General features: G+C 61.6%; 28 protein-coding genes and 1 pseudogene. 20 read left to right on the top strand and 9 right to left on the bottom strand.

Translation table 11 applies throughout. The features are described from left to right. Nucleotides 1–499 precede the first annotated feature (499 nt). The 6 genes from ACD590_RS05400 (at nucleotide 500) to ACD590_RS05375 (ending at nucleotide 3109) form a co-directional block, all read left to right on the top strand. On the top strand, nucleotides 500–763 hold the full coding sequence (locus ACD590_RS05400) for a hypothetical protein (RefSeq protein ID WP_112906375.1): 264 nt from the start codon (nucleotides 500–502) through the stop codon (nucleotides 761–763). After that, complete coding sequence (locus tag ACD590_RS05395) at nucleotides 760–1095, top strand: hypothetical protein (RefSeq protein WP_439002294.1); 336 nt, start codon at nucleotides 760–762, stop codon at nucleotides 1093–1095. Before ACD590_RS05400 ends, ACD590_RS05395 begins: the two co-directional genes overlap by 4 nt. Continuing rightward, nucleotides 1092–1409, top strand: coding sequence for a hypothetical protein (locus ACD590_RS05390; RefSeq protein ID WP_018241285.1), 318 nt, complete (start codon nucleotides 1092–1094; stop codon nucleotides 1407–1409). Before ACD590_RS05395 ends, ACD590_RS05390 begins: the two co-directional genes overlap by 4 nt. After that, the gene (locus tag ACD590_RS05385; protein WP_131702256.1) at nucleotides 1400–1675 is read left to right on the top strand and encodes a DUF1488 domain-containing protein; all 276 of its coding nucleotides are present in this window, start codon (nucleotides 1400–1402) and stop codon (nucleotides 1673–1675) included. Before ACD590_RS05390 ends, ACD590_RS05385 begins: the two co-directional genes overlap by 10 nt. Nucleotides 1676–1702: 27 nt before the next feature. After that, a complete protein-coding gene (locus ACD590_RS05380; protein WP_439020851.1) occupies nucleotides 1703–2545 on the top strand; it encodes a transglutaminase-like domain-containing protein in 843 nt (280 codons plus the stop codon). A 183-nt stretch (nucleotides 2546–2728) separates the two neighbouring features. Then, nucleotides 2729–3109 (top strand): VOC family protein, encoded by a 381-nt coding sequence (locus ACD590_RS05375; RefSeq protein WP_112906371.1) that lies wholly within the window; start codon nucleotides 2729–2731, stop codon nucleotides 3107–3109. Nucleotides 3110–3116: 7 nt separating this feature from the next. Here the strand turns inward: ACD590_RS05375 and ACD590_RS05370 are convergent, their stop codons facing one another. Then, nucleotides 3117–4079: a LysR family transcriptional regulator gene (locus ACD590_RS05370; protein ID WP_112906370.1), complete on the bottom strand. Its 963-nt coding sequence runs from the start codon at nucleotides 4077–4079 to the stop codon at nucleotides 3117–3119. Between the two features lie 123 nt (nucleotides 4080–4202). On the opposite strand from ACD590_RS05370, the gene ACD590_RS05365 reads away from it, so the two are divergent. From ACD590_RS05365 to ACD590_RS05345, 5 genes are all read left to right on the top strand, one after another. Beyond that, a complete protein-coding gene (locus ACD590_RS05365; protein WP_439002292.1) occupies nucleotides 4203–5603 on the top strand; it encodes an MFS transporter in 1401 nt (466 codons plus the stop codon). Nucleotides 5604–5699: 96 nt separating this feature from the next. Beyond that, entirely contained in the window at nucleotides 5700–6077 is a 378-nt protein-coding gene (locus ACD590_RS05360) for a hypothetical protein (RefSeq protein WP_026230636.1), read from the top strand. 238 nt (nucleotides 6078–6315) lie between these two features. Beyond that, nucleotides 6316–6651, top strand: coding sequence for a hypothetical protein (locus ACD590_RS05355; RefSeq protein WP_026230637.1), 336 nt, complete (start codon nucleotides 6316–6318; stop codon nucleotides 6649–6651). Nucleotides 6652–7127: 476 nt separating this feature from the next. Next, complete coding sequence (locus ACD590_RS05350; protein ID WP_439002291.1) at nucleotides 7128–7271, top strand: hypothetical protein; 144 nt, start codon at nucleotides 7128–7130, stop codon at nucleotides 7269–7271. Between the two features lie 294 nt (nucleotides 7272–7565). Next, a complete protein-coding gene (locus ACD590_RS05345; RefSeq protein ID WP_027685400.1) occupies nucleotides 7566–8633 on the top strand; it encodes a fatty acid desaturase in 1068 nt (355 codons plus the stop codon). A gap of 76 nt (nucleotides 8634–8709) precedes the next feature. Here the strand turns inward: ACD590_RS05345 and ACD590_RS05340 are convergent, their stop codons facing one another. Next, nucleotides 8710–9624 carry an SDR family oxidoreductase gene (locus tag ACD590_RS05340; protein WP_439002290.1) on the bottom strand — a complete coding sequence of 305 codons (915 nt, stop codon included), beginning with the start codon at nucleotides 9622–9624 and terminating at the stop codon, nucleotides 8710–8712. A 179-nt stretch (nucleotides 9625–9803) separates the two neighbouring features. Between ACD590_RS05340 and ACD590_RS05335 the strand changes: the two genes are divergently transcribed. Further along, nucleotides 9804–10364 (top strand): TetR family transcriptional regulator, encoded by a 561-nt coding sequence (locus tag ACD590_RS05335; protein ID WP_247266020.1) that lies wholly within the window; start codon nucleotides 9804–9806, stop codon nucleotides 10362–10364. 119 nt (nucleotides 10365–10483) lie between these two features. On the opposite strand, the gene ACD590_RS05330 is transcribed toward ACD590_RS05335, so the two are convergent. Continuing rightward, nucleotides 10484–10960 carry a YcgN family cysteine cluster protein gene (locus ACD590_RS05330; protein WP_018241273.1) on the bottom strand — a complete coding sequence of 159 codons (477 nt, stop codon included), beginning with the start codon at nucleotides 10958–10960 and terminating at the stop codon, nucleotides 10484–10486. Between the two features lie 203 nt (nucleotides 10961–11163). On the opposite strand from ACD590_RS05330, the gene ACD590_RS05325 reads away from it, so the two are divergent. The 3 genes from ACD590_RS05325 to ACD590_RS05315 all read left to right on the top strand — a co-directional run bounded on the left by ACD590_RS05325 (nucleotide 11164) and on the right by ACD590_RS05315 (nucleotide 14685). Beyond that, nucleotides 11164–13350, top strand: a complete 2187-nt coding sequence (locus ACD590_RS05325) for a transglycosylase domain-containing protein (RefSeq protein ID WP_028733879.1) — start codon at nucleotides 11164–11166, stop codon at nucleotides 13348–13350. Between the two features lie 206 nt (nucleotides 13351–13556). Continuing rightward, nucleotides 13557–14144, top strand: a complete 588-nt coding sequence (locus tag ACD590_RS05320; protein WP_018241271.1) for a DUF1214 domain-containing protein — start codon at nucleotides 13557–13559, stop codon at nucleotides 14142–14144. Continuing rightward, on the top strand, nucleotides 14137–14685 hold the full coding sequence (locus ACD590_RS05315) for a DUF1254 domain-containing protein (protein ID WP_018241270.1): 549 nt from the start codon (nucleotides 14137–14139) through the stop codon (nucleotides 14683–14685). Before ACD590_RS05320 ends, ACD590_RS05315 begins: the two co-directional genes overlap by 8 nt. A 13-nt stretch (nucleotides 14686–14698) precedes the next feature. Here the strand turns inward: ACD590_RS05315 and ACD590_RS05310 are convergent, their stop codons facing one another. Further along, entirely contained in the window at nucleotides 14699–14866 is a 168-nt protein-coding gene (locus ACD590_RS05310; RefSeq protein WP_003546657.1) for a hypothetical protein, read from the bottom strand. A 541-nt stretch (nucleotides 14867–15407) separates the two neighbouring features. On the opposite strand from ACD590_RS05310, the gene ACD590_RS05305 reads away from it, so the two are divergent. Together ACD590_RS05305 and ACD590_RS05300 are read left to right on the top strand one after the other, a co-directional pair. Beyond that, a complete protein-coding gene (locus ACD590_RS05305) occupies nucleotides 15408–15614 on the top strand; it encodes a hypothetical protein (protein ID WP_017963548.1) in 207 nt (68 codons plus the stop codon). Nucleotides 15615–15861: 247 nt separating this feature from the next. Beyond that, nucleotides 15862–16908, top strand: coding sequence for a DUF2336 domain-containing protein (locus ACD590_RS05300; protein WP_130652063.1), 1047 nt, complete (start codon nucleotides 15862–15864; stop codon nucleotides 16906–16908). 67 nt (nucleotides 16909–16975) lie between these two features. On the opposite strand, the gene ACD590_RS05295 is transcribed toward ACD590_RS05300, so the two are convergent. From ACD590_RS05295 to ACD590_RS05285, 3 genes and pseudogenes are all read right to left on the bottom strand, one after another. Beyond that, on the bottom strand, nucleotides 16976–17320 hold the full coding sequence (locus ACD590_RS05295) for a DUF1491 family protein (protein WP_018241267.1): 345 nt from the start codon (nucleotides 17318–17320) through the stop codon (nucleotides 16976–16978). Between the two features lie 61 nt (nucleotides 17321–17381). Continuing rightward, nucleotides 17382–18829: pseudogene (locus ACD590_RS05290) on the bottom strand (methyl-accepting chemotaxis protein). A 132-nt stretch (nucleotides 18830–18961) separates the two neighbouring features. After that, nucleotides 18962–19936 carry an oxidoreductase gene (locus tag ACD590_RS05285; protein WP_439002289.1) on the bottom strand — a complete coding sequence of 325 codons (975 nt, stop codon included), beginning with the start codon at nucleotides 19934–19936 and terminating at the stop codon, nucleotides 18962–18964. Nucleotides 19937–19994: 58 nt separating this feature from the next. On the opposite strand from ACD590_RS05285, the gene ACD590_RS05280 reads away from it, so the two are divergent. Next, complete coding sequence (locus tag ACD590_RS05280; protein ID WP_018241265.1) at nucleotides 19995–21032, top strand: AraC family transcriptional regulator; 1038 nt, start codon at nucleotides 19995–19997, stop codon at nucleotides 21030–21032. A 3-nt stretch (nucleotides 21033–21035) separates the two neighbouring features. Here the strand turns inward: ACD590_RS05280 and ACD590_RS05275 are convergent, their stop codons facing one another. Continuing rightward, the gene (locus ACD590_RS05275) at nucleotides 21036–21989 is read right to left on the bottom strand and encodes a peptidoglycan-binding domain-containing protein (protein ID WP_131702251.1); all 954 of its coding nucleotides are present in this window, start codon (nucleotides 21987–21989) and stop codon (nucleotides 21036–21038) included. Beyond that, a complete protein-coding gene (locus tag ACD590_RS05270) occupies nucleotides 21961–23541 on the bottom strand; it encodes a sensor histidine kinase (RefSeq protein WP_026230643.1) in 1581 nt (526 codons plus the stop codon). Before ACD590_RS05270 ends, ACD590_RS05275 begins: the two co-directional genes overlap by 29 nt. Before the next feature lie 412 nt (nucleotides 23542–23953). On the opposite strand from ACD590_RS05270, the gene ACD590_RS05265 reads away from it, so the two are divergent. Further along, nucleotides 23954–24448, top strand: coding sequence for a DUF5330 domain-containing protein (locus tag ACD590_RS05265; protein ID WP_028733871.1), 495 nt, complete (start codon nucleotides 23954–23956; stop codon nucleotides 24446–24448). A 362-nt stretch (nucleotides 24449–24810) separates the two neighbouring features. Beyond that, a complete protein-coding gene (locus tag ACD590_RS05260; RefSeq protein WP_018446245.1) occupies nucleotides 24811–25233 on the top strand; it encodes a SufE family protein in 423 nt (140 codons plus the stop codon). Nucleotides 25234–25439 lie beyond the last annotated feature (206 nt).

The raw sequence follows: 25439 nt of genomic DNA, 5'->3' as shown, positions 1-25439 counted from the left end.
CTGCCGGCGCGTATGGCGGCTGCAACTCATAAATAACACTCGTGGCACTCGATTGATAGGAGTGCCAAGAAATATTATTCGCGGAGGAATTTTTTTGAGATATTCAGGAAATCAATCCGACCGGATATTTTGTAATAATCAGGAAATGAATAGAATTTTATACGCCATCTCGCTTCATTTTATTTTCCTGAACGAAGAGTTAATTTGGCGTTTTTTATAGATAAATCAGAATTTATCTTGATTTAAACTCAATAGAGGCGCAATGATAGGTCTCGTCGATTTGGCCGACTTGGCTTCGCGGTGTCAGAGACCTACGACCCGCCATCACCACTGAATTCTCGACAGCGATCCATGACGTCGTTCCGGCGTTGAGTTCGTCTGTTCCGATCCGGAATGAGCTTGGCGCTGACCGCGGATGTACCGGCAGCCTCGAGTTCGTCCGGTTCGGATCTCAACGATACAGGAAATGCATCGGTGTATTCCTGCGGAGGCCTCAGCCGTGACAAGTCGCACCACACAAACCGTCGTCCGCTTTTCATCCCCATTCCGCCTGCCCGGTTTCGACGCGGCGCAGCCAGCCGGAGAATACCGCGTCGATTATGACGAGGAATTGATCGAAAGCGTTTCCAGGCTTGCCTGGCGACGGGTCGGCGCCTTCATCCACCTGCCGGCGATCGCCGCGCAGAGTTCGACGCAGCAGATGATGCCTATCCACCTGTCAGATCTCGAAACCGTGCTCGAAAAGGACCACAAACCGTCATGACCGCTACGCGCATCCCGCAACGCAATGGACGCTCAGTCCGGCGCGAGGCAGCAACACATATCTTCAAGGTGGGGCAGACTGTCCGGGTGAAGGACGGGTTCTTGGTCGTTCCCTCCAAGCTTCCCGACACATACCGCATTACCGCCACGCTGCCTCTGAGAGGAAATGTGCTGCAATACCGCATCCGTAGTGACGATGAACGTCATGAGCGGGTCGTGACGGAAGATAGCCTGGAACTGGTAAACCTATCGCCCGCCGGCAGCGGCGCAACACTGATCGAGAGGACGTTTGGCCAAGGCCGCGGCCCGAATGACGAAAGGTTGACATCGTGAACAGCCATGGAGACGAAGCCGAACGAAGACGGAATGCCTTTGCCGTCCACACATGGGAAGCGCCCGGCCGCTACTCCATGGAGATCGAACACGACCGCCGGATCGAATCCGCCCGTTCGTGGACCGTCTATCGTGTTTCTGCAAGCGTTCCCGTACACGCCGACCATGCCATGATCGGCAAGAGCCGTTCGGAGGCCGGGAAAGACATGATGTCCTTCAATCTCCTCAACATAGGATATCGCAAGGAATGGTTGAGGCTGTCGGGCGCCGCTCGGAGTGCTCGTAAGAGCCCGCCGGTCCAACCATGGCGCTAGCGTTTCTAAACCAAAGCCGAAGCTTCGATGCTGTGAGAAATGCTGTGCGCTTCGTCGGACATGACGGCATGTTCCAGGTGTTGTTCTTCATCGAGGTTGGCGCACTGGCGAAATCCGATGCCGCATTGCAAAGAACCGAGCCTTCGGAAACGAGGTGGCTTTCCTCCTTCGACGCCCTGCGCAACTCCATTCAGGAGGTGGCACACAAAGCCTATTCCTACCGCCGCCGCGCCTTCTATACTCTAACTGCGGCGGATTTCCGCTAGACGGATCCGGACGCGCGAGAACGCTCCATGTTGATCCGTTACGGCTATGAAATGACGCTGACCTGCCCGCAGCCGACCGCATTGGTATGTCTGTTGTCGGTGCATGAGGATCGTGCGGCCGACATCAGAATTCCGGAAACGGTATTCACCACGCCCAATGTTCCCACTTCGACTTATCGCGACCTCTTCGGCAACCGCTGTCTTCGGCTGGTTGCCCCGACGGGCGACCTGACCATATGGGGCGATGCGACGATCGAAGACGACGGCAAACCGGACAGGTCGCTGCCAGGCGCCAGGGAACTCCCGGTTTCGGAGTTGCCGGATGATTGCCTCGTCTACCTGATGGGCAGCCGCTATTGCGAAACGGATCGTCTCAGTCAAATTGCGTGGGATATGTTCGGCACCGTCTCACCCGGCTGGAGCCGCGTTCAGGCGATCTGCGACTTCGTTCACGGCCATATCCAATTCGACTACATGCAGGCGCGATCGACGCGGACAGCCTTCGAGGCGTTCCACGAACGCGTCGGCGTCTGTCGCGACTTTGCGCATCTCGCGGTGGCGTTGTGCCGTTGCCTCAACATTCCTGCCCGATATATCAATGGCCATCTCGGCGACATCGGCATTCCCGTCGTCGATCCGATGGACTTCAGCGCCTGGATCGAGGTCTTCCTTGACGGTGCATGGCATGCATTCGATCCGCGCAACAACACACCGCGGATCGGTCGCATCATCGTCGCACGCGGGCGCGACGCTGCCGACATACCGCTCATCAATTCCTTCGGACCGCATGTGCTGAGGGCGTTTCGAGTCTGGACCTATGAGGTGACGGACCTGCACCAGATGCAAAACGTCGCTGAGGGCGCTGTTTAAACGAGACCTGGGCGGGATGCGGCGATGTCCGGTCTCAGCTTTACCGCAGGCGACTGCAGTCGCAGGATTGCCTGTCCCGCACACTTTTGCGCGACATGCTTTAGAACACGGTTGAAAGATGTTGGCGTCGAGCCATCTTGGGTGTGAGCAGTCATTAGCGGAAGATAGGGAGTTTCGCAGTCCATGTTCGATCATATTTCCATCGGCGTAAAAGACCTGGAAAGAGCCCGCCGTTTCTACGATGCGGCGCTAACGCCGCTCGGATATGAGCGCCTCTCCAATTCCGACACCACGATCGGCTACGGCCTGGAAACGGTCGGGCTCTGGGTGATGCAGGTTGAACAACCTGTTGTTGCCGACATGCGATCCGGGCTGCATTTCTGCTTCGTCGCCCCGAATGAGGCTGCGGTCGATGCCTTTCACGCGGCGGCCGTCGCATCTGGCGGCACGGATAATGGTGAACCGGGTATCCGGCCGGATTACGGGCGCTTCTATTATGCTGCCTTCATCATCGACCCCGACGGCTATCGCCTCGAAGCTTATTTCCACAAAGGCGAGCTATAACGGACCGTCAGGCAGCGGCTCTCGGAATGGATACGCAGCAGCCGGAAGCTTCGAGCGCCTTATTGGCTACATCGATGAACAGGCGACGGAACCAGCGCGCCCGGCCGTCCGTCTGGTCGACTCGGCGATAAAGCATCGTCACGGGATCGGTCGGCAGCGAAAGCGGCGGCTCGCAAAGCATCAGCCCATGTAACTGCGCCATGCAGCGACCGATCGATTCCGGCACGGTGGCAATGGCGGGCATCGCCTTCAGCACCATCGGCAGAGCGGAAAAGCGCGGGACGGTCGCCACCACCTGTCTCACATCGCCGGTGCGGTTCAGCGCCATGTCGATACCGGTCGAGGTGTTGCCTTCGAACGAGACGGTGACATGCGCGACATTGGCGAAATCCTTGAGGCTCAACGGCGCCTTCAGCCCGAGCTGAGCTTCATCGTAGATGCAGATCGAGACTTGGTCGAACAGCGGCGCGCGAATGTGCCAGGAGGCCGGTTCGTCATGCATCGCGACGCTAAAATCGAAGACGCCTTCATCCAGCCGGCGTGCGGCATCGCGCTTTTCGGAAGCGATGCCGATCAGCCGGGCGCCGGGTGAAAGCTGGAGAAGACGGGCGGCGAGCGGGCCGAAGAAGGCCGATTCAAGATTGTCGCACATGCCGATGCGGAACTCGCCCTGCCAGCTTGCCGGATCGAATTCGGCCTGTGGGCGGATGGCGCGCTCGATGCCCGACAGCGCATCCTCGATCGCCGGGGCGATGGAAAGAGCGCGCGGCGTCGGCTGCAGGCCGCGGCCGACACGCACGAACAACTCATCGTCCAGCGCTTCGCGCAGGCGCCGCAATGCGGCCGACAGGCCCGGCTGGCCGAGCAGCAGGCGCTCGGCGGCGCGACTGACGTTGCGCTCCTGCATTAGCACCGAAAAGGCCAGCAGGAGATTGAGGTCGATCTTGCGAAGCGTGGCGTCATTCATCATCGTCAGTAATACCTGGCATGGCTACTATCAATTTGCAATAGGAATAGAAGCTGTACATTTTCTCGTTCCCTGCCGCCCGGCAACCTCCCCCGATGAGGCGGCAGTAAAGAAGGAACGATTTCGATGACTCTTTCCAAACCGCGAAGCGGGGCGGGGCTGGCATTGCTGCTGCTCTGCACCGCCAATTTCCTCGACGCCATGGACGTCTCCACCATCGGCGTTGCCTTGCCTGCCATCCAGGCCGAACTCGGCATGGAGGCGACATCGCTGCAATGGGCCGTCAGCGCCTATGTGCTCGGCTATGGCGGCTTCCTGCTGCTTGGCGGCCGCGTCGCCGACGTCTTCGGCCATCGCCGCGTCTTCCTCTGGTCGCTGGCGATCTTTGCCGCCGCCAGCATCGCCGGCGGCTTCGTCGATAGCGGGCCGACGCTGATCGCCGCCCGATTGATCAAGGGCATTGCGGCTGCCTTCACCGCGCCTGCAGCCCTTGCGCTGCTGCTCTCCGTCTTCGGCGAGGGAACCGCACGGGCAAAGGCGCTTGGCGTCTTCGCTTCGACCGGCGCCACCGGCTTCGTGCTCGGCATGGTGCTCGGCGGTGCCGCGACGATCTTCAGCTGGCGGGCGACGCTTGTCATGGGCGCGCCCGTCGCCATTCTGACGCTCTTTCTGGCGCCGCTGGCGCTGCCAGCCGACCCCAAAAGGACGGGACCGCGGCCCAGCTTCGACTGGGCCGGCGCGCTGACGATCACGCCAGGGCTGCTGCTCTTCGTCTTCGGCATCACCAATGCTGCGGCCGCCGGCTGGCAAGCCTTCCCGACTTGGGGTTCGCTGCTGGCATCGCTGGTGCTGATCCTGCTCTTCCTCGTGGTCGAAGCGCGGCATGCCGATCCGATGGTGCCGCTCGGCATGTTCCGCCGGGCCAAGCTCCGGCATGCCAATGCGATCGCCGCTCTCTTCCAGGGCGCCTATGTCGGCTTCCAGTTCCTGGCGACGCTCTATTATCAGAACGTCATCGGCTGGTCGGCCTTCACCACCGGCTTCTGCTTTGCGCTCGGCGGCGTCTTCGTGATGTTCCTGGCGCCACGTTTTGCGACGCTTGCGCAAAACCGCGGCGCCACCGGGCTGATGGCGGCGGGTGTCGGCCTGCAGGCGTTCAGCTACATCTTCTGGGTGACAGCACTCGGATATGTCGACCCGATCCTACTGGTGCTGTTTTCGCAGATCCCGCTCGGCCTCGGCTACGCCATGACCTACCCCTCGGTGCAGGTCGCGGCTCTTTCCGACGTGGAAGACGACAAGTCAGGGCTCGCCTCCGGACTGCTTTTCGCCTCCTTCCAGATCGGTGGCGGCATCGTGCTCGCGGCCGCCTCGGCAGTCTTCGGCGCCGCGCCACATTTCGGCTGGAACCCCTATATCGCCGGCATCGCTTTCGTGGCGCTGCTTGCGGTGGCGATCACCCTGCTTGCAGCCGCCGGTCCGCGGAGATCGGCCGCCCGGAGGCCCATCTATCAGGCGGCGGAATGACCGTCATCGGCCCGCACCCTGACCGGTGCGGGCTACTCATCAACCGCAGCGATATTTGCTGCAAGAATCCCGTTGCGTTGCCTGGGTGAAAGGCGCATGGTCGCAACTTCGGCAGCCAGTGTACGGGCGCTGCCGACTGAGGGTTTTTATACCCTTGCCCCGATGAAAGGAGGACCGATGTCTTCCACTTTCGAAAAGCCGCATCTGACTTCGTCCGATCTCGACATGCTGCAGGGCGTGCTCGACGACGCCGGCTACGACGCCAAAATCCTGATCGGCAACGAACGTGTCTTCAACGTCGCGGCCATACTGTTGATCAGGCTGTTCGAAGAGGGCGTCACCTCGCCGGCCTTGCTCTCACAAGCGCTCGAACACCATTTCGGCAAGCTGAAGACGCCGCCGAAACCGGTAACCCCCGTCTTTAACCGATATGCGATACAGGGATTACCCCGCGAAAGACGCGCTGTCGGCTAGAGCAGTACCAGCAAAAGTGCGCAGCGGTTTTGCCTCCGGATAGCGCAAAAACAAAAAGATTGAGCATTTCCGTCACTCGGAGAAACCAGGAAATCCTCCGCTACATAACTCCTTAAATCGGAATCGATTTAAGGGCAAAATTATGCAGCAATTCAAAGTGCTACAGCGTCCTTTGCGCGTCTAAAAAGACGCACGGCGCTGTAGAGGCAAGCGAGCCGCCCGGCTCCGAAGGATTATTGTGCGGAAAATCCTCTTGCTCTGTATCTGCGTCGTAGCGACCGGTTATTTCGGATGGGTGCAATTCGGGGCTTACCAACAACGGCAACAGGCTAGGGATCTCGCAGACATCGACAGGGAGCGCCGGGTGGCGCTCCTGGAAATCGATGGCTGCCAGGCGAAAGTGGATCTGCTTCTGTCGATGACAGACCGCCTGCTCAAGGCCGGCGGTATGCTGGTGCCGCTCGATATCGGACGGGACATAGAACTCTGTTTGGCCCGCGGCATCATGTCGACATCAGGCCTGGCGGAGATGGAAAGAACGAAGCTGATCCGCCTGTTTCCGGTGAATGACTAAGGCGGTCGCAATCTTTCAGATTCGCTCCTCGCGCTTCAGCTCTTTGTTTTCACGCATTTCGTGATCGCAAAACCGCTGCATGGTTTTTGTGCGACAGGCGTTATGCCCTGTGGAAATATGGCTTTCCTGCGGCGACGGCCTTAATGGCACCTCAATTTTACTCTATAAGGAGGGCTCGCTGATTTGGCCGATGCGGCATTTGCGGTGACCGGATTTCCGGCCCGCCATTTTCCCGATCGCGAAAGCATGGTGACGTCCCGTCTCAACGTCGGGTTTGGCTTTCGGTGACCTCTCCGGTCATCCGCCTCCAGACAGCGATGCGGTTTCAGCAGGCATCATTTTCATTCCATCCCTGCGGCCCGGTGTTGTCGGGTTGCCCCTCATGACGATCCCGCGATCTCGATCGCGACCGACAAACGGGGCGAATACCACGCAGGCTGCGGCTTTCAATTTCGATCTAAAGGGAGATTTTATCCATGGCAAAAGGACAGGTAAGAAGCAATCGCGAGGTCCGGAAGCCGAAGAAGGACAAGCCGGAAGCGAAGGTGGAAAGCACATTCGCCAACCAGATGAAGACGGCGACCAAAACCGCCCCGCAGGGCAGTGCTCCAAAGAAATAGAACCTCTTATCGAGCCGCCACTCTCGCCCTCGCTGCGCCTAACGGCGCAAGTGATAGCGCGTCCTGTCGGACACGCTGGCGTGACATCATCACCCATTGACATCTTCTCGAAAAAGGAATTGCTGCAACCATGACCACTCTTCATACAATGTACCACTTCGACTATCCGCTCTTCCTCATTCGCTCGGCCGTAGTGATTGCACTCGGCCTTTCGGCCATCGCGGCCTTTCACGGCGTCACTCTGTGATCGAATCTGCGCGCCGCAGCGAGTGCGAGGAAATCCAGGTGGCCCCTTTGGGCGAGTCTGACGAAAACCCGGAGAACGAAACCCCTGAGCGATCCCGGGCGAATGCCGAGCTTTTCGCTGAAAAACGCTGGCTGAAGATCCTTGCCGGATATCGCCAGCCACGAGCCGGACGCAGCGCTTTCGAGCTTGTCGTCACCGTCATCCCTTTCGCGCTGTTCTGGGCTGCCGCTTGGGCAGCGGTTCATTACAGCTTCTGGCCCGGCCTGATCCTCGTCCTTCCCGCCGCCGCCTTCCTGCTCCGGTTATTCATGATCCAGCATGATTGCGGCCACGGCTCGTTTTTCGCCCGTCGCCGCGTCGACGACTGGGTTGGACGCACGATCGGCATCCTGACGCTGACGCCCTACGACTATTGGCGCCGGGCGCATGCGGAACACCACGCCTCGGCCGGAAACCTGGACGAACGCGGCGTTGGCGACATCGAAACCCTGACAATCGCCGAATACAACGCGCTGTCGCGTTGGGGCCGGCTTGGCTACCGGCTCTACCGGCACCCGATCGTGATGTTCGGGATCGGACCGGCCTGGCTGTTCCTCTTCAAGCAGCGCCTGCCTTTCGGCATGATGCGCTCCGGCGCCCTGCCCTGGGTTTCGACCATGGCGACCAATCTTGCCATCGCACTGGTCGCCGCGCTGCTGATCTGGGCCGTCGGAATCGTCCCCTTTTTGCTGGTGCATCTGCCGACCGTGCTTCTGGCCGGTGCTGCCGGCGTCTGGTTATTCTACGTGCAGCACCAATTCGAGGAAACACATTGGTCGAAGAAGCCGGACTGGCAGTTCCAGCATGCGGCCCTCCACGGTGCCTCGCATTACGACCTGCCGCCAGTGCTGCGCTGGATCACCGGCAATATCGGCATCCACCACGTGCACCATCTGTCGAGCCGGGTGCCTTACTACCGGCTGCCGGAGGTGCTGCGAGACCATCCTGAGCTTGCCGATATGGGCCGCATCACGCTCATGGAAAGCCTGCGTTGCGTCAAGCTGGTACTGTGGGACGAACAGACGAAGCGACTGGTCTCGTTTCGCGACGCAGCGCGCCTCGCCGCCGCCCGGTAACGGACTTGAGAGCGGTTCAGACGACATCATGCTCTAATTCAGATTTTAGGCCGATCCGGCCTAAAATCATGCTGTTCTAGCGATAGCCCGTCACATCCGCCGGCCTGCCGGGCTCCTGCACTTCCACCATGTAGCGCCAGCAATCCGGCCGAGAACCGTCGATATCGTCGAAGCCATAGGTCTTGGCGATTGCACCGCTCGATAGCGATTGTCCGTTCCAGCGGGCGCGGTCGGGATCGGCAGCGATAGCGGCAACGGCACGGCCGACGAAATGCGGCGTTTCGGAAATGGCGAAATGCGGCTGCACCTTCGTCGCCTCGCGCCAGTTCTCCTCGCTGACGCCATAAGCATCCAGCATCATTTCGGAGCGCAGCCAACCGGGCGTGATCGAAATTGCGGTGGCGCCGTATTTCGCCAAATCTTGCGCATGCGCCCAGGCCATACGGGTGACACCGGTTTTGACGACGTCGTAAAAGGGCGACAGCCGGTAATGGGTGGCATTGTATTCGGCCGTGCCGTCGGTCATCTCGACCAGCAGCCCGCCGGGCCGCTCGATCATCAGCCGCAGGGCGTAATGGGCGGTAATCAGATGCGTCTCGATGCCGAGCCGCAGCATGCGCAGGCCCTTGTCCAGCGAATGCTCCCAGACGGCCTTGTCCCATTCGAACAGTTTCTCGCAGCCCCAGATGTCGTTGACGAGAATATCGAGCCGGCCGGCTTCGCCGCGGATGCGGGCAACCAGCGCCTCGACCTGTTCCTTGACGAGATGGTCCACCTGAACGGCAATGCCCCTGCCGCCGGCTGATGTCACCAGCTCGGCCGTCTCCTCGATCGTCTCCGGTCGCATATATTCGGATTGCTGCGCGCGCGTCGTGCGCCCCGTTACGTAAACGGTTGCGCCGGCGGCGCCGAGTTCCACCGCGATGCCTCGACCGGCGCCGCGCGTTGCACCCGCCACCAAGGCTACTTTCTCCCGCAGGTTCGCTGTCACTTCTCCATCCTCCACGCTAAAACGGCCTTCACGCCGTAAGCACCCGGGTTTAGCTCTTTGTTTTCACGCAATTCCGGAAGGAAAACCGCTTCACACTTTTCCTGGAATTGCTCCAGCTGACGTCGCTTGTATATAAACGAATGATCGTTTACATTCGAGGCGAATGCAAGAGGAATTTCATGCCGCGTCGCCGCACACTTTCCGATGAACAGCTTCTCGCCATGGTGCTGGCGCTGATCCACGCCGAGGGGCCGGAGGCGGCGACCTTTGCGGCGGTGGCGAAAGCGAGCGGACTTTCCGGCTCGACGCTGGTGCAGCGTTTCGCGACGAAAGCGGCGATGCTGCGCGCCGCGTTGCTTTACGCCTGGGGCCGGCTGGATGCGGAAACAGCGCGGCTTGCCGAGACCGTGCCGAAAACGCCGGAAGGCGCCGTCGCGCTGCTCGTCGGCCTGTCGCAGGATTACGGCGACAATGCCGCCGCCTATGGCGAGGGACTGCTGGTGCTTCGCGAGGATTTCCGCGATCCGGTGCTGCGTGCCCGGGGTGCGGCCTGGGGAGCGGCACTGACGGCGGCAATCGCCCGATGTTTCGGATCGGCAAAGGCGCCGGAGACAATCGCCCGGCTGATGCTGTCGCAATGGCAGGGATCGCTGCTCTGGTGGGGTTTTGGCGCAGACGGGCCGGTGGCTGCCTATGTCGAGACGGAACTGCGGCGCTTCCTCGCGGCAATAAGGTCCTGAGCCCGCCCAGAGCATGATGCCGAAAAGTGTAAGCGGTTTTCAGACGACATCATGCTCTAACTCTTTAAGTTAGAACAGGATTCAGATTTTAGGCCGACCCGGCCTAAAATCATCTTGTTCTAGGCTTCCTCTTCGTCCTTCTCCTCACCCACCGTCAGCGGCCAGTCGACGACATAATCCTCGAGATCGTCGATATCGATCTCATTTTCGCTGATCGCGCGGCCCCGCGCGGAAATGCCGGCGGCATGGACGGTCTCCGGGTCGCCGGAGACGAGCGGGTGCCACCAGTAAAGATCGCGGCCTTCATTGACCAGCCGGTAGCCGCAGGTGGGCGGCAGCCAGGCAATGTCAGGCACGTTCTCCTTCGTCAGTTGCACGCAGTCCGGCACGAAATCCCAGCGGTTCTCATAGCTGGAGCAGCGACAGCTTTGGCCGTCGAGCAGCTTGCAGCTGACCGAGGTGAAATAGATATCGCCGCTATCCCATTCCTCGATCTTGTTGAGACAACAGAGGCCGCAGCCGTCGCAGAGGCTTTCCCACTCGGCGACGGTCATTTCGGCTAGCGTCTTGCTCTTCCAGAAGGGCAGATCGTTCATCGTTCGTTTCTTGCAACAGCGGCCCGCAAATTCGCGTGACCCTCATGCATCTCTCTTGTTATCAGCCGCAAAATCAATCAATTCTCAGTATACTCCTGGTACTCGGAGAATTCTCTCCTGGTATCGGAGAGCTTTGCGGCCATATGCGGGCCTCGCGCTTTCGTCGGATATGACCGAAGCGCGATCAGGCGGGAATACAGGACGTGCAGGATCCGGACAACCCAGAAAACGGGCCAGAAAACAGGCCCGGAAAAGCGGCGAACGAGGCTGCGGACAAGCGGCCGAGGAAGAGCCGTCACATTCTGCTGCGCATCGATTCCTGGATCGATTCGACCGTCTGGAACGCCGGCTTCCGCGCCGCCGAGATCTGGGAAGACATTACCATCTTCTTCCGCCGCTTCCGCGTGCGCGGCTGGAAGCGCATGGTCTTCGAACTTGCCGGCGAAGGGCTGACGCTCGGGGCGGCCGGCTCGGTGCTGATGCTGCTGCTTGCCCAGCCCGCCTTCGAGGCGACCAAGGAGGACTGGCGCAACCGCGGCGATTTCGCCGTCACCTTCACCGACCGCTATGGCAACGTCATCGGCCATCGCGGCGTCATCCACCAGAATTCCGTGCCGATCGACGAGCTGCCGGATTCGCTGATCAAATCGGTGATCGCCACCGAGGACCGGCGCTTCTTCGACCATTTCGGCATCGATTTCATCGGCCTCTTCCGCGCCATGAGCGAGAATGCACGCGCCGGCGAAGTCGTGCAGGGCGGCTCGACGCTGACCCAGCAGCTCGCCAAGAACCTGTTCCTGTCCAACGAACGCTCGATCGACCGCAAGGTCACCGAGGCGTTCCTGGCACTATGGCTCGAGGCGAACCTTTCCAAGAAAGAAATCCTCTCCACCTATCTCGACCGCGCCTATATGGGCGGCGGCACCTTCGGCGCAGCGGCGGCGGCACAGTTCTATTTCGGCAAGAACATCACCGATGTGAACCTTGCCGAATCCGCCATGCTTGCCGGCCTGTTCAAGGCGCCGGCCAAATACGCGCCGCATGTCAACCTGCCGGCGGCGCGTGCCCGCGCCAACGAAGTGCTGACCAATTTGGTGCAGAGCGGGCTGATGACCGAGGGCCAGGTGATCGCCGCCAGGCGCAATCCAGCCACCGTCGTCGACCGCAACGAGGTGGAATCGCCCGATTTCTTCCTCGATTGGGCTTTCGACGAGGTGCAGCGGCTGTCACCGCGTTTCCACCAGCATTCGCTGATCGTGCGCACGACGATCGACATGGGCATCCAGCAGGCGGCCGAGGATTCGGTCGAGACGTCATTGCGCGAATATGGCGAGGCCTATCACGCCAAGCAGGGCGCGATGGTGATGATCGAGAACGGCGGCGCCGTTCGCGCCATGGTCGGCGGCCGGGATTACGGCGAGAGCCAGTTCAACCGCGCCACCAGGGCGCTGCGCCAGCCGGGTTCCTCCTTCAAGGTCTACACCTATTCGGTGGCGATGGAGAGCGGGATGACGCCGCAGACGACGATCGTCGACGCGCCGATCTCCTGGGGCAATTGGAGCCCGCATAATTATGCGAATCGCTATGCCGGCCGCATCACACTCGAGACCGCCATCGCCCAGTCGATCAACACCGTGCCGGTGCGGCTCGCCAAGGAAAAGCTCGGTATTCAGCCGATCCGGGCAATGGCGAAAAACCTCGGCGTCGAAACGCCGATCCGCGACGACGTTACCATCCCGATCGGCACCTCCGAGGTGACGGTGCTCGACCAGGCGACGGCCTACGCCACCTTCCCGGCCGGCGGCTACCAATCGCGCCGCCACGGCATCACCCAGATCCTCGATTACGACGGCGACGTGCTCTACGATTTCGACCGCGACGAGCCGGCGCCGAAACGCGTGCTCTCCGAAAAGGCCGATGCCTATATGAACCAGATGCTGTCGCGCGTTCCCTATGTCGGCACGGCGCGCAAGGCAGCCCTCGACAACGGCATCGTGACAGCCGGCAAGACCGGCACGACCCAGGCCTATCGCGACGCCTGGTTCGTCGGCTTCACCGGCAATTACACCTGTGCCGTCTGGTTCGGCAATGACGACTATACCTCGACCAACGAGATGACCGGCGGCTCGCTGCCGGCGATGACCTTCAAGCGCGCCATGGACTACGCCCACCAAGGTGTCACGCTGCGGGCCATCCCCGGCATCGAAAACCCCCTACCCTCGGACAAGGATCTCGCCAAGACTGCCGCCGCCAAGCCGCAGGACGGATTGCCGCAGCTTATCCGGCCGCGCATGCTTTCGGTTCAATCGACGGACATCCTCAAGAAGCTCGGCGAGAAGCTGAAGGATGCCGCCCCGCTCGCGCCGGCGAAGGTGGCGAGCGCGGAGTAGCCGGCCACGCCTCACGTCCAGATCTCCCATCAGCGTCCGCCGGCATCGATGCATCGGCGTGGATTGCTGTCGCCGCCTGCGCCATGACGGCTTTGCCGCAGTTGGCATGACCGTGGATCAATCGGCCTCTATGTCGTGGCGTGGCATTCCACCCTGCCAGAATCAGTGGTAACCCTTTCATCCGATATGGTTTCCAAGGTCTTGACGTGTTTCGATTCCCCCTCTTTATCGCGATCACGCTGATCGTCGCCTTTGGCGGCGGGATCATGATTTCGCTTTATGCGCTGGATGCGACGCAGGGTTTCGGGGCGATCAAGCTCGGCGCCTGGGAGGCCTTTCCGGCGTTGCAGACCGTCGAGGCTGATCCTTATGCCAAATCGCACCGGGCGCGCGCCGGCAAGCTGCTCTATGGCAGCGCCGAGGGCCTGACCTTCACGGCGAGCGTCGACGACGACGGCGCGCGGCTGAATGCCGGCTGCCGCTATCGCATCAGCGGGCAAACGCCGCCTGCCCGGCTCTGGACCCTGTTTACCGCCGACAATGGCGGCAATCCGGCGGCGGTGACGACCGGGCATCCCTCAGCGCTCAATTCCTGGACGGTGCTGCGCCAGCAAGACAGCAGTTTCTCGATCGAGATATCCGCCGTGGCGCAGCCGGGCAACTGGCTGGCCCTGCCACAGGCCGGCACTTTCCGGCTGGTGCTGACACTGTTCGACACTCCGACCGCCGGTAGTTCCGGCGTGATCGACCTCGCCATGCCGAAACTCACCAAGACCGGATGCGGCAATGCTTAGGATATTCTTCGCCGTCCTGACCGGTCTTTTCGGCGCAGCCCTGCTGCATCTCGTCATCATCCTGTCGCTGCCGCATTTCACCGGCAAGGATGCGGCAACCCGCGTGGAGGCAGAGGGCGACCTCAACAATTTCTACCTGCTCGGCAACCAGTATGACGAAGCCGGCCTTGCCAATGGCGACCCCTTCGTGCGCACCGCCGTCTGCTCCTTCGATGTCGAGGATGCGCCGGTGCATTTCACCGCCAAGGGCAATGTGCCCTTCTGGTCGATCGCGATCTACGACAGCGCCTCCAACGAGGTCTTCAGCATGAACGACAGGACGTCGGTCGGCGGTGCGCTCGATGTGGTGGCCGGCAGTCCGATCCAGCTGACCGACCTGCGCAAAAACCTGCCGCAGGAGCTGCAGCAGGCGATCCTGGTGGAAATGGCACGGCCGGACGGTTATGCCGTGCTGCGGACGCTGGCGCCGCAGGCGAGCTTCGATGAGGCCGCGCGCAACTTCCTGACGGAAGCCGGCTGCGAGCAATTCGCCGCTCGCTGAAGTTGAAGAGCGGTTACTTCTTGTTGACGCGCGGCGCGGGCGCCGGACGATGTTTCGGGCTCTCGGCCAACCGCTCGTAGCGGACGCCGGTGAACCAAAGGATCTTGGCTTCGCGGGGCTCCTTGTCCGGGCGACGCGGCGCCCGCGGCCGCCGATCCGCCAATGCGACTACTATTGCCATTCTCGTCTCCATGCACTGCCCGAGACGGATGAACTTGCGATGGATTTCACCCTGCCCGCCAATGTGCGAGCCGGCGCGTCCTGCAGTGCCGGAATGACCGGACCGAGGGCATTCGCGCCTTTCCCACGGCACTTGATTGAAATACCGTGATGCGGAGTTTCAACGATCCAACTACTCAAATCGCGTCGTTCCTATCCGAATTGAGCCACATGACAGTTAACAGTTTACTAATATTCAGCGGATGCCAAACACAGTTCACCTCACTTCTCCTTTAACGCTCGAAGAGTTGATTTGGTTTCACGCCGCCCGCGCGGATGCCCAGCCTGGCGTCGACGTATAAAATTAGAGATAATTCATATAGTTGACATTGGCGCGGCAAACTCCCTGGCGGGAAAGGGGCGGTGTTGCAAAAATGCGTCATGAAAATATTTAATTGCGAGGCGCTCAGATGGGCGTATGTTCGCGCATGTCGATCACATGTTTCCGGGCACCGATCGATCGGAGATGTTCCCCGCTCTTGCCGGAATGCGGAGGGTAAGCGGTGTCTTTGTTGGTGAATTCATCCTTCTCGCCTGACGATCTCGACGTGCTGCGCAGTGCGCTCGATGCCTGGTGCTCGGAACGGCGCATCGACATCAAAAGCGTCGAGGCGCAGTTCGCGGCATCCGCAGCCCTCGACCTTTACCAGGCCGGTTACGACAGTCGCGAAAAGTTGCTGCACGCGCTGCGCGATCATAGGATCGCCTGAGCTTTTCCACCATCACAGCGGCGATGAGCATCGCGTAACGGCGCTTCCAAACCGATCATTTTTATAGTGCCGGCTAGCCATGCCGACACTCGCTTAGCGTGTATATTTCTGTTGCTTTTTAATAAAATCTTCAGCATGCATTAACCGTACCGGTGTAGGATTTGTTCATAACCGTATGGCCTGACATGCGTTCCGCCAGCGCATATCGGCCCTTGGTCCCCTTGTTCTGCGTTTTCGGGGTGTTTTTGTGCGTGACCGGTTTCGAGACCTAGAAGGCCCCTTGGCCGTCAGGAAAAAGGACGTGGTGTTAATGGCGACTGTCAGCAGTTTCGAGAACCTGTCTCATCCGACACGGTCCGAACTGCGCCAATTTGCCGAACTCTTCATGCCGCTGTTCCAGGCCTCCTCCGACGAGGCCAAGCGCCAGGCGGTCGCGGCGCTGTCCCAATGCGAGAACATGCCGGCAGCCGTGGCGCTGTTCATCGGCAACCAGCCGATCGAGATCGCGGCGCCTTTTCTTGCCGCCTCAAAGGCCGTCGCCGACGATACGCTGATCACCATCGCGCGCATGCAGGGTGCAGCGCATGTCAAGGCGATCGTCAGCCGCGATTCACTCTCGCCGAAGGTCATCGATGCTTTGGTGGCGCTGCGCCAGAGCCAGCCGCGGTCCGCGGGCGCATCGGCGCCGATCATGGAATCGCCGGCGGTCCCGCTTTCACCAGCGCCTGCCGAGACCAACGAGGCAGATGCGCTGGAGGAACAGCGGGTTGCCAATGAAGAGGCATTGCGCGAGCGCATCCTCGGGCTTGCCAGTCATCTCGGCCGTGCCGACGAGGACAGGCTCGGTCTGCGCACGCTCACGGACATTCAGGAGGCGCTGCTGGTGCGCTTCGCTCGCTCGCGCGAGGCGACGCATTTCGCAACCGCACTTGCCGACGCGCTTTCCGCCAGCCGCTGGCTTGCCGAGCGCATCATGCTCGATCTTTCCGGCCAGCAGCTCGCCACGACGCTGACCAGCCTCGGCATGAGCTTTCTCGACGCCGTCTTCGTGCTCGAAAGGCTCTATCCGCACCTTGCCGACCAGCAGCACAACGTCACGCGCGGCTGGATGGTGCTCGATGCGCTCGACCCGGAAGAATGCCACGAACGCGTCGAAGCCTGGCGGCGTGCGGATCGCTACACCTATAGGCCGGAAGCGCCTGATACGCCGGCGCCGGCAGCACCCGACCATCGTTTCATCCGCCAGGCGGCGCCGCAGCGCGACATGCGCGTCATGGGGCGGCGGTATCGCTGAGCTGGAATGACTAACCTCAACGCATGGTGAGCTGTTCGAAATGGCGAGGAGCTGACGCGCTTGGCCGTCAGCCGCCCTTGGCAAGCGGGATCATGTCCCCCAGTTCCTCCGCCTCCAACTCGACGATCCAGAGATCGGGGTCGAATTTGCGTTCGCGCTCCAACATCGCACGCACCGCTTCCGGTTCGCTGCGCGACAGGCGGATCTCGAACAGGCGGTCACCGGCCTGACCTTCGTCGAAGGCGGTCTGCGGCGCCGGCGCATAGAGCGTTTCCAGGCCGCTGCGGAAATGCTGGCGGATAAAGATCGCACCCGCCTCCTCCGCGCCCCTCTTCTCGACGGCGGCGAAATCGCCGCTGGCAAAGACGCGGCGCAGGAGGGCTGAAACGAAGATGTCGGCGCGTAGTCTCATTGGTGCGGTATAGACCGGCCTGTGGGCGGCGGCAATGCGGGGTCAGAGTCTGATCCCGGGGTCAGACCTTGATTGCCAGCCGCAATCCGCCCCAGTGCCGCCCGCGCACGGTAATCGGAGCGGAGATATCCTTCATCATCACGAAATTGCCGCCGCCCATGTCGCGCCTGTAGGTCTGGACGAGGAAAGGCGCGGTGCTGCGGCCGGCGGCAAGACCGACGCGATCGGCGAAGATGCGGCGATTGCGGCAATTGGCGGTGTTCCAGACGGTGTCGCCGGGCCGCTGGGCCTGCGAGAATTTTCGGTTGTGAGTCGGCAGATAGCCGTTCTCGTCGATCGCCGCGCAAAAGGCGATGCGCTCGTCCAAGGCTGTGACGGGTTCCTGGATCGGCGGCAGCAGGCGGTCGGTGAGCTCGGTAAAGGCTGCCATCACCTGTGCCGGATCGGAGCCGGCTATCGGCCGATAGCGTCGATCGAAGAGAGCATCGAGCCCGATCTGGCCTTCAGCGACGGCGCGTTCGAAGGCGCCGGAAATCTGTCTTGCCACCGATTGCGCTTCCTCGATCCAACGGCTGTCGGCGGTCTTGACGCCGGCGCTCGCCGTCAGCTGGATCAGTGTTTCCGACAGGCCGACGACGCTGTCGACGCGTTTCGCCGCCTGCTGCAGCCTGACATTCGAGCCAGCGACTTCGGCCGACATCTCGCCGAGTTTCTCGACAAAGCCGGCGCATTGCTGGTCGACCGCCTCGGTGGTGTTGGCCATGACAGTCGAACTGTCGAGGATGCGGGTGATGACATGTTCCATGCTTTCGAAGGCACCGCGCATCGCCTCCGACTTGTCACGCACGCCGGCCGCACTGTCGCGCGCATCGCTGCCGACGGCCGAGAGCCGGTCGATCTTCACACGCAGTTCGTCCAGCGTCTGCTGGATGGAGCCGGTCGCCTTCGAGGTCTGCAGCGAAAGCGCGCGGACCTCGGCGGCGACGACCGCAAAACCCTTGCCCGCATCGCCGGCGCGCGCCGCCTCGATCGCGGCATTCAGCGCCAGCAGGTTGGTCTGGCGGGCAATGGTGCTGATCTCCTCGGCGATATTGTCGACATCGGCAAGCGACTTGGAGAAGCCGGCGATCTCAGTGCCGATCTCGTTGGAGGACTGGACCATGTGGCCGATCTCGGCGACGGAGCCGGTCAGGCGGTCGGCCGATTCCTTCAGCATGTGGCGGGCCTCGGCCGCCGTGCGGTCGGTCTCGCGCAGCGACACGGCGACCGAGCGGTTGGTCTCGGCAATCGAAAGCGCGGTGCGGGTGACATGATCGAAGGCGGAGGCATGCCGGGCCGACATCCCCGCCATATCCTGGATAGCGCCGGCGATATCGACGAGATCAATGCCAAGGGTGGAGGCTTCTTCGGCAAGGCGCAGCAAAATGTAGCGGAGCGCCTCGGGGTCTGGCCCCCCGCTTCGACCGCCGGTTCTCCGGCCAGATCGTCTATCGCCTTCAGCGCATGCATGACCGACGCTCCCCCGCCCCAATCAGAAAAGCTTCAGGCAACATGGTTAACAAGTTGCAAACAGCGGCGACACCTTAGACTTAGGTTGTAGAGAAATCAGACTCCGTGACTGTGGGTGGCCGTGTGGCGCCATCAGCTGGCGATGAAGCCCGTCAGCCGCTCGCTCAGCTGCCAAAGGCGTTCGGCAAATTCCGGATCGGTTGCCCAAGGGCGGACACCGAGCATCTCGGTCGAATCGCCGGGGACGGCGGTGGCGATATCGCAGTTCTCGCAATAGACGCCGCCGAGACCCTCGAGCTTCTCGCTGACGGCGCACCAGACGGTGGTCGACGCCCCCTGCTCAATCGTCTTCTTGTTGTTTTCCGGATCGATGACCGGCTTGCCATCCTCATCGACATAGCCGCTCGCCCTGAGGAAGACGCTCGACTGGTGGCGGACCAGATTGGTGGTGACGATACCGCCGGGATGCAGCGAGAAGGCTCTGACACCGTGCTTCGCACCCAAAGCGTCCAGTGAGACCGCAAAGAGAGCATTTGCCGTCTTCGACTGGCCATAGGCGAGATAGGGCGCGTATTCGCGGTTCTCGAAATTCGGATCGTCGAAATCGACGCCGGAGAAGACGTGACCGCGCGAGGAGACGGCGACGACGCGCGCACCCTCGGCCTTCACCAGCGCCGGCCAAAGGCGGGCAGTGAGTTGGAAATGGCCGAGATGATTGGTGGAGAACTGCGATTCGTAACCACGGGCGTCACGCGTCAGCGGGTTCGCCATGACGGCAGCATTGTTGATGAGCAGATGCAAGGGCTCGCCGCTTTCGAGGAAGCGGTCGGCGAAGTCGTCGATCGACCCGGGGTCCATCAGGTCGAGCTTTTCCACCGCAAGGCCGGGAATGCTTTCCACGGCCGCCTTGGCCTTTCCGAGATTGCGGGCGGGAACGACAACCCTGGCGCCGGCTTCGGCGAGTACGCGCGCTGTCTCGAGGCCAAGACCGGAATAGGCGCCGGTGACAATCGCGACCTTGCCTGAAAGATCGTGCCCGGCAATGACGTCGGCGGCGGTTGAGGCCGCACCGAAGCCGGAACCGATGGGAGCTTGTGGGGTGGACATGGCATGCCCTCCGTTGTTGCATGATGGCCTTATGTACGCCCGAGAAACGGGATTCTGAATGCTTGCAAATCCCGATTTCCTGCTTCATCGTTCAAAAATGATCAGTGACCCGCTCTCCGAAATGCTCAATCTGCTCGATGCGCGCTGCCTTGTGTCGGGCGGGCTGATCGCCGGCGGCGCCTGGGCGCTGCGCTTCCCCCGGCCGAACCGGATCAAGATCAGCGCGGTCGCCAAAGGGCGCTGCTGGCTTTGCCTCGACAATGGCAGTGAACCCATTCTGCTCGAGGCGGGCGACGTTGCGCTTCTGAACGGCCGGCACTCCTTCATCCTGGCCAGCGACCTTGCCGTTGCGCCCGCCGACGCGGTCGGCGCCTTCAAGGAGAAGGTCGACGGCATGGCACGCCACGGCGTTGGCGAGGATTTCCATTATCTCGGCGGCCACATCGCGCTCGGGCCGCAGGGCATGGAGCTGCTGTCCGACGTGTTGCCGCCGATCATTCATGTGCGCGCCGCCCTTGCCGAAGCCGGCGTGCTGCGCTGGCTGCTCGACCAGCTGGTGCGGGAGATGGCGGCAAAGCGGCCAGGCGCCCTGCTCGCCTCGACCCAGCTTGCGCAGTTGATGTTCGTGCAGGTGCTGAGGGCGCACATCATGAGCTCGGCGCCATTGACGGTCGGGTGGCTCCGCGCCTTCGGCGACGATCGGATTGCGCCGGCGCTCCGGCTGATGCATGGCGATCCCGGCCGGTCCTGGCAGCTTGGCGAACTGGCAAAGGCGGCCGGCATGTCGCGCACGAGCTTTGCGCTGCGGTTCAAGACCGTGGCGGGGGTTGCGCCGCTCACCTATCTGATCGGCTGGCGCATGCGCCTTGCTGAACGCGAGCTCCGGGAGGGCAGCATGCCGGTCTCGGCGCTGGCGCTTTCGCTCGGTTACACATCCGAAAGCGCCTTCAGCAACGCCTTCAAGCGGATGACGGGTATGGCGCCCAGGCGCTATCGCGTGGCGATGGCCCGCGAGGCCGGGCCGATCGAAGAGGTGGTGGATGTCGAGGGCCAGGCGATGACGACGCATTACCGGCTGTTGAAGGCGGCATCATAGCGGCTAGATCGCGCCGATTTCCTTGAGTTTCTTCAGCACCGCCTGGTTCGGCTCACCGTCTTCGGGCAGGTTGTAGTGCTTCTGAAAATGGCGGATGGCCGCGCGGGTCTGCTCGCCGGCGACGCCGTCGACGCCGACATTGGCATAGGCCATGTTGGAAAGACCCTTCTGGATCTTCAGCACCAGGTCGACATTGGTGATTTCGCTTGATGGAACCTGCTTTGCCGCTGATGGGGCCGTTTTGACCGACTTTTCAGCGCTACGGATCGCCGCCGCCACCGGGTCTTCAGCCGCTGCCTTCGAACTTACATCTTCGGGCGGCTTTTCGGCGGGCACGGTCGAGGGGCCGGCGGCATCGGTCTTCAGCGCCGCCAGTACCTCCGGCGTCGGATCGCCGGTCTGGGTCATGCCGACGGTCTCCTCGAAGAAGAGAATGGCCGCACTGGTGCGCGGACCAATGATGCCGTCGGGTATGCCGTTATAGAGGCCGCGGCGCACCAGCTGCTGCTGGATGTCCATGACGAGCTGGCTCGGTTGCTGGCCGGGTACGGCGGGCGCCGGTGTCGCGTTGGTGGTGGCGGTATCCTGCGGCCGTTCGATCCGGAAGGTGGTGACGTCGCCCTGCTGCTCCTCGGCTAGGCGACGGGCGCCGAGCACGGTCGGAGACTGCGGATCGCGGGTGCGGAAGATCGGATGCGGATGCAGGCCCGGCTGATACCAGAGCGCATTGGCGGCGACGAAGGAGAAGATGACGGCGAAGGTGATCGTGCCGCCGGCGACCGACGGATTGCGGCCGATGACGCCGCCGAGCACGGAGGCGCCCTGCAGACTGAGCCCGCCCAGCACGGAGGCGCCCTGCAGGCCGAGTCCGCCGAGGGCGGCAGCGCCTGACATCAGAAGGCCCGGCTGCTGCCGTCCCCTTTTTCCCTTAGGCGATTTTCGCTTGCGCGCGGCCATCGAAACGCCCCTCTTCCAATTCTGCGCCTGTGTTGACCGCGCCCTTCAGCCGCGGCGGAAACTCGACGGTCGCGCCATGACCGGCGTCTTCGGCGTGCTGAGCACCCGAGCCGTCCATCGCGATCTCGATGGTGATGATCGTGCCTTCGCCCGGCTGGCTGGCGATGGCGAAATACCCGCCATGCAGCGCCACCAGCCCCTTGACCAGGGAGAGACCGAGGCCGGAGCCTTCGAACTGGCGGGTATAATCATTCTGGATCTGGACGAAGGGCTGGCCAAGCAATGCCAGCTTGTCGGCCGGGATGCCGATGCCGGTATCGCTGACCGTCAGCTTGAGGATGCCGTCGCGCGCTGCCGCATCGACCGAGACGACGCCGCCAGCCTCGGTGAACTTTATGGCATTGCCGACGAGGTTGATGAGGATCTGCTGGATGGCGCGCTGATCGGCAACAACCTCGCCGAGGCCGCGCTGGATACGGCTCGTCAGGGTGAGGCCCTTGGTCTTGGCCTGCAAGGCCAGCATCGATTCGCAGGATTTGACGGAGCTTGATATATCGAAGGCTTCGAGGATCAGCTCGTAGCGACCGGCTTCGATCTTGCTCATATCGAGCATGGTGTTGACGACGGACAGCAGATGCGCGCCGGATTCGCGGACCAGGCCGACATATTCGCGCTGGCGGTCGTTTTCAAACTTGCCGAAATATTCGCCGATCAGGATATCGGAAAAACCGAGAATGGCGTTCAGCGGAGTGCGCAGCTCATGGCTGACGGCGGCGAGGAAGCGTGACTTGGCGTCGTTTGCCGATTCGGCATCCGCCGCGCGGTTCTGGGCTTCGTCACGCAGCTGCTGCTCGACGGAGACGTCGCGCAGCTGCGCAATGATGGCGGCAAGTTCGCCATCGGCATCGCGCCGGGCTGTCATGTCCATTCTGAGATAGGCGAACTGGCGTTGATCGCGCGAGACCGAGGGCCGGTCGATGCGCAGATCGACGCTCTGAGCGTCCTCGCCTCGGCGCAGGTCATCAAGCGCCTGCAGGAAAAGGATGCGGTCGGAGACATGCACCTGCTCGAGGAAGCCCCTGCCCTTGGGATCGCGCATCCAGGCGAGGAAATCGCGGCGGTCGCGACCGCCGACCGTCGCCACACTGCCGTGCGGGTCGAGGAAGAAGACGAGGCCCGGGGTGGCGGCAAGGAAGAAATCCTCAGCCGACTGTGTGGCGATACCGGCCGACGAACCCTGACGGGCGAGCGCGATGCTGCCAACGGCGGAAAAGAGAAAGGCGGCGCAGACCATGGCGACACCCGCCGGCAAGGCGACGGCAGGACTGGTGACCGCCGAAAGGCCGATGGGCGCGGCAACGAGAGCGGCCGACGAGAACAGTACGAGGCGGCGCAGGATCGCGAGCTCGCGTTGGCGCACGGCTTCACCGCCGCCCGTCCGGGAGAGCCAGCTTGTCGCTGCCCGGTCTACGAGGGCCGTCATCCAGCCGCCAATGTTACTCAATACACGCACGCAATACCCGCCCGAAAGGCTGTCGATCGATCCGGACAATAGGCCTTGGCGACTTAAAGAAAGGATAAGGCAAAAGCGCTGTTCACAGCCTGAAACGGCTGAAATTCCCGTTTTGAAGCATCTGGAAGGCTCTTTGCCTTTTGTGGTTAATAGGGGGTAAGCGACGGATTTTCCTCATATTTCAGCATTGCGTTAACTCCTGTGGCAAGGCGAGCCGGCAAAAGTCCTGCAATTGCAAGCAGGTGCTGCCCTGATGCTTAACGGCGACCGCTCGCATTCGACTAAAATGTCCCTCAAATACCGTTCGCTAAAATTTGAACTAAATTTGCCGCAAATGCGCGTGAGTTTCGAAAAGCGGCATTCGCAACTTGGCGGTAGGGTGAAAACACACCGGACAACCGGCCTGATTCGGCGAAAAGAACCGGACGGGGAAACAGGATGGGCGACGACAATGTGGTTTCTGATCAAAGGATCCTTCTGGTTTGGCCTCGTGCTCGTGCTTCTTTCCGTCTTCAGCACGGAGAGTTCCGACAAGCTCGCCAACGGCCCGCAATTGCAGCTTTCCGACGCGTTCACGGCGGCAAGCGGCGCTTATGACTATTTGACCGGCATGTGCTCGGAGAAGCCCGAAGTCTGCGCCAAGGGCAGCGAGACCCTCACCGCGCTCGGCTACCGGGCCCGTGAAGGTGCCCGTGTTGCTTACGAACTTCTCGACAGCCAGTTCAAGGACGAGGCGCCGGCGACCGCAAGGCTTGCCGAACCGCAGATGCCGGTGGCGCTCAACATGCCTTCCCTCACCCCGCCTGCCATCCAGGAAAAGGTGCGCGAGGCAAAGGCTGCGCTCAACCAGCCGATGCCTTACCGCCCGCCGGTCGAAGATGATGCCGCAGCCGAAACGGTGGTAACAGGCGCAATTCCGCTGCCGACGCCAAAGCCGGCGATCTGACGAAATTTTTCGCGGGCATTCGTCCGCAATACCTTTCGGTTTTATAGCTTGCATCGGTGGTCCGCATGACGCGGAGAACCCCATGCCTGACGTGCCTGCCCTGTTTAATTCAGCATGTTGCTGCGCCGTGAGGATGCCCATCCCTCACGGCGTTTTTCTATCTTGGTTTACACAATTCCCGGCAAAACCGCTTCGCGCTTTGCCCGGGAAAATCGCTTCACACTTTTCCTGGAATTGCTTTAGCGGTTCAAATCCGCCGGTCTTTCACCTATATGCACTTGTAGAGCATTTCCTGACGCATTCCGGACGCAAAACCGCTGCGCACTTTTGCTGGAACTGCTTTAACAGTGAAAGGCTTCTCCATGGCATCCCTCGACCAGATCATCGACGACTTCGCTTTCCTGGACGATTGGGAAGACCGTTACCGCTATGTCATCGAACTCGGCAAGGCATTGCCCGACTTGGCCGAGGAGAAGCGCACCTCCGAGAACAAGGTGATGGGCTGTGCCAGCCAGGTCTGGCTGGTGACGCATACCACAGGCGATCCCGACGACCCGGTCATGAGCTTCGAAGGTGATTCCGACGCCCATATCGTGCGCGGCCTCGTCGCCATCGTGCTTGCCACCTATTCCGGCAAGATGGCATCCGAGATCGCCGGGCTCGATGCCTTCGAGATATTCTCGAAAATCGGCCTGGTGGAGAACCTCTCGTCGCAGCGCTCGAACGGACTGCGCTCGATGGTGAACAGGATCCGCGAAGAGGCAAGAGTTCGCGCCGCGGCTTGACGGTGATGATGGCTGATCGGCTTTCAGAGCCACAGCCGATCGATTCCGGCAGCGCCTGCCTTGGCACATCGAATACATTAACACTTGCTGATAGTATAGGAATACATTCTAAGCCTGTCGGCAAAGCATAAGACAGGGTCGCTCACACTATCTTGGCGCCCGCCCGAATCATCTGCGAAGGCCTGAATACCAACGCCGCTCAGCTT

Origin of the sequence: Rhizobium sp. 862_C5_N1_2, assembly GCF_051811205.1 — a bacterium.
Taxonomy (GTDB): domain Bacteria; phylum Pseudomonadota; class Alphaproteobacteria; order Rhizobiales; family Rhizobiaceae; genus Rhizobium; species Rhizobium leguminosarum.
The sequence above is the reverse complement of the archived record's forward strand: the minus strand, read 5'-3'. Positions and strand labels throughout refer to the sequence as shown.

Bases quoted from the DNA above. Each gene is read 5' to 3' on its own strand.
- ACD590_RS05395 (WP_439002294.1), top strand. From the start codon at position 760: ATGACCGCTACGCGCATCCCGCAACGCAATGGACGCTCAGTCCGGCGC.
- ACD590_RS05385 (WP_131702256.1), top strand. From the start codon at position 1,400: ATGGCGCTAGCGTTTCTAAACCAAAGCCGAAGCTTCGATGCTGTGAGA.
- ACD590_RS05380 (WP_439020851.1), top strand. From the start codon at position 1,703: ATGTTGATCCGTTACGGCTATGAAATGACGCTGACCTGCCCGCAGCCG.
- ACD590_RS05375 (WP_112906371.1), top strand. From the start codon at position 2,729: ATGTTCGATCATATTTCCATCGGCGTAAAAGACCTGGAAAGAGCCCGC.
- ACD590_RS05370 (WP_112906370.1), bottom strand. From the start codon at position 4,079: ATGATGAATGACGCCACGCTTCGCAAGATCGACCTCAATCTCCTGCTG.
- ACD590_RS05365 (WP_439002292.1), top strand. From the start codon at position 4,203: ATGACTCTTTCCAAACCGCGAAGCGGGGCGGGGCTGGCATTGCTGCTG.
- ACD590_RS05360 (WP_026230636.1), top strand. From the start codon at position 5,700: ATGGTCGCAACTTCGGCAGCCAGTGTACGGGCGCTGCCGACTGAGGGT.
- ACD590_RS05350 (WP_439002291.1), top strand. From the start codon at position 7,128: ATGGCAAAAGGACAGGTAAGAAGCAATCGCGAGGTCCGGAAGCCGAAG.
- ACD590_RS05335 (WP_247266020.1), top strand. From the start codon at position 9,804: ATGCCGCGTCGCCGCACACTTTCCGATGAACAGCTTCTCGCCATGGTG.
- ACD590_RS05330 (WP_018241273.1), bottom strand. From the start codon at position 10,960: ATGAACGATCTGCCCTTCTGGAAGAGCAAGACGCTAGCCGAAATGACC.
- ACD590_RS05315 (WP_018241270.1), top strand. From the start codon at position 14,137: ATGCTTAGGATATTCTTCGCCGTCCTGACCGGTCTTTTCGGCGCAGCC.
- ACD590_RS05310 (WP_003546657.1), bottom strand. From the start codon at position 14,866: ATGGCAATAGTAGTCGCATTGGCGGATCGGCGGCCGCGGGCGCCGCGT.
- ACD590_RS05295 (WP_018241267.1), bottom strand. From the start codon at position 17,320: ATGAGACTACGCGCCGACATCTTCGTTTCAGCCCTCCTGCGCCGCGTC.
- ACD590_RS05285 (WP_439002289.1), bottom strand. From the start codon at position 19,936: ATGTCCACCCCACAAGCTCCCATCGGTTCCGGCTTCGGTGCGGCCTCA.
- ACD590_RS05280 (WP_018241265.1), top strand. From the start codon at position 19,995: ATGCTTGCAAATCCCGATTTCCTGCTTCATCGTTCAAAAATGATCAGT.
- ACD590_RS05275 (WP_131702251.1), bottom strand. From the start codon at position 21,989: ATGGCCGCGCGCAAGCGAAAATCGCCTAAGGGAAAAAGGGGACGGCAG.
- ACD590_RS05265 (WP_028733871.1), top strand. From the start codon at position 23,954: ATGTGGTTTCTGATCAAAGGATCCTTCTGGTTTGGCCTCGTGCTCGTG.
- ACD590_RS05260 (WP_018446245.1), top strand. From the start codon at position 24,811: ATGGCATCCCTCGACCAGATCATCGACGACTTCGCTTTCCTGGACGAT.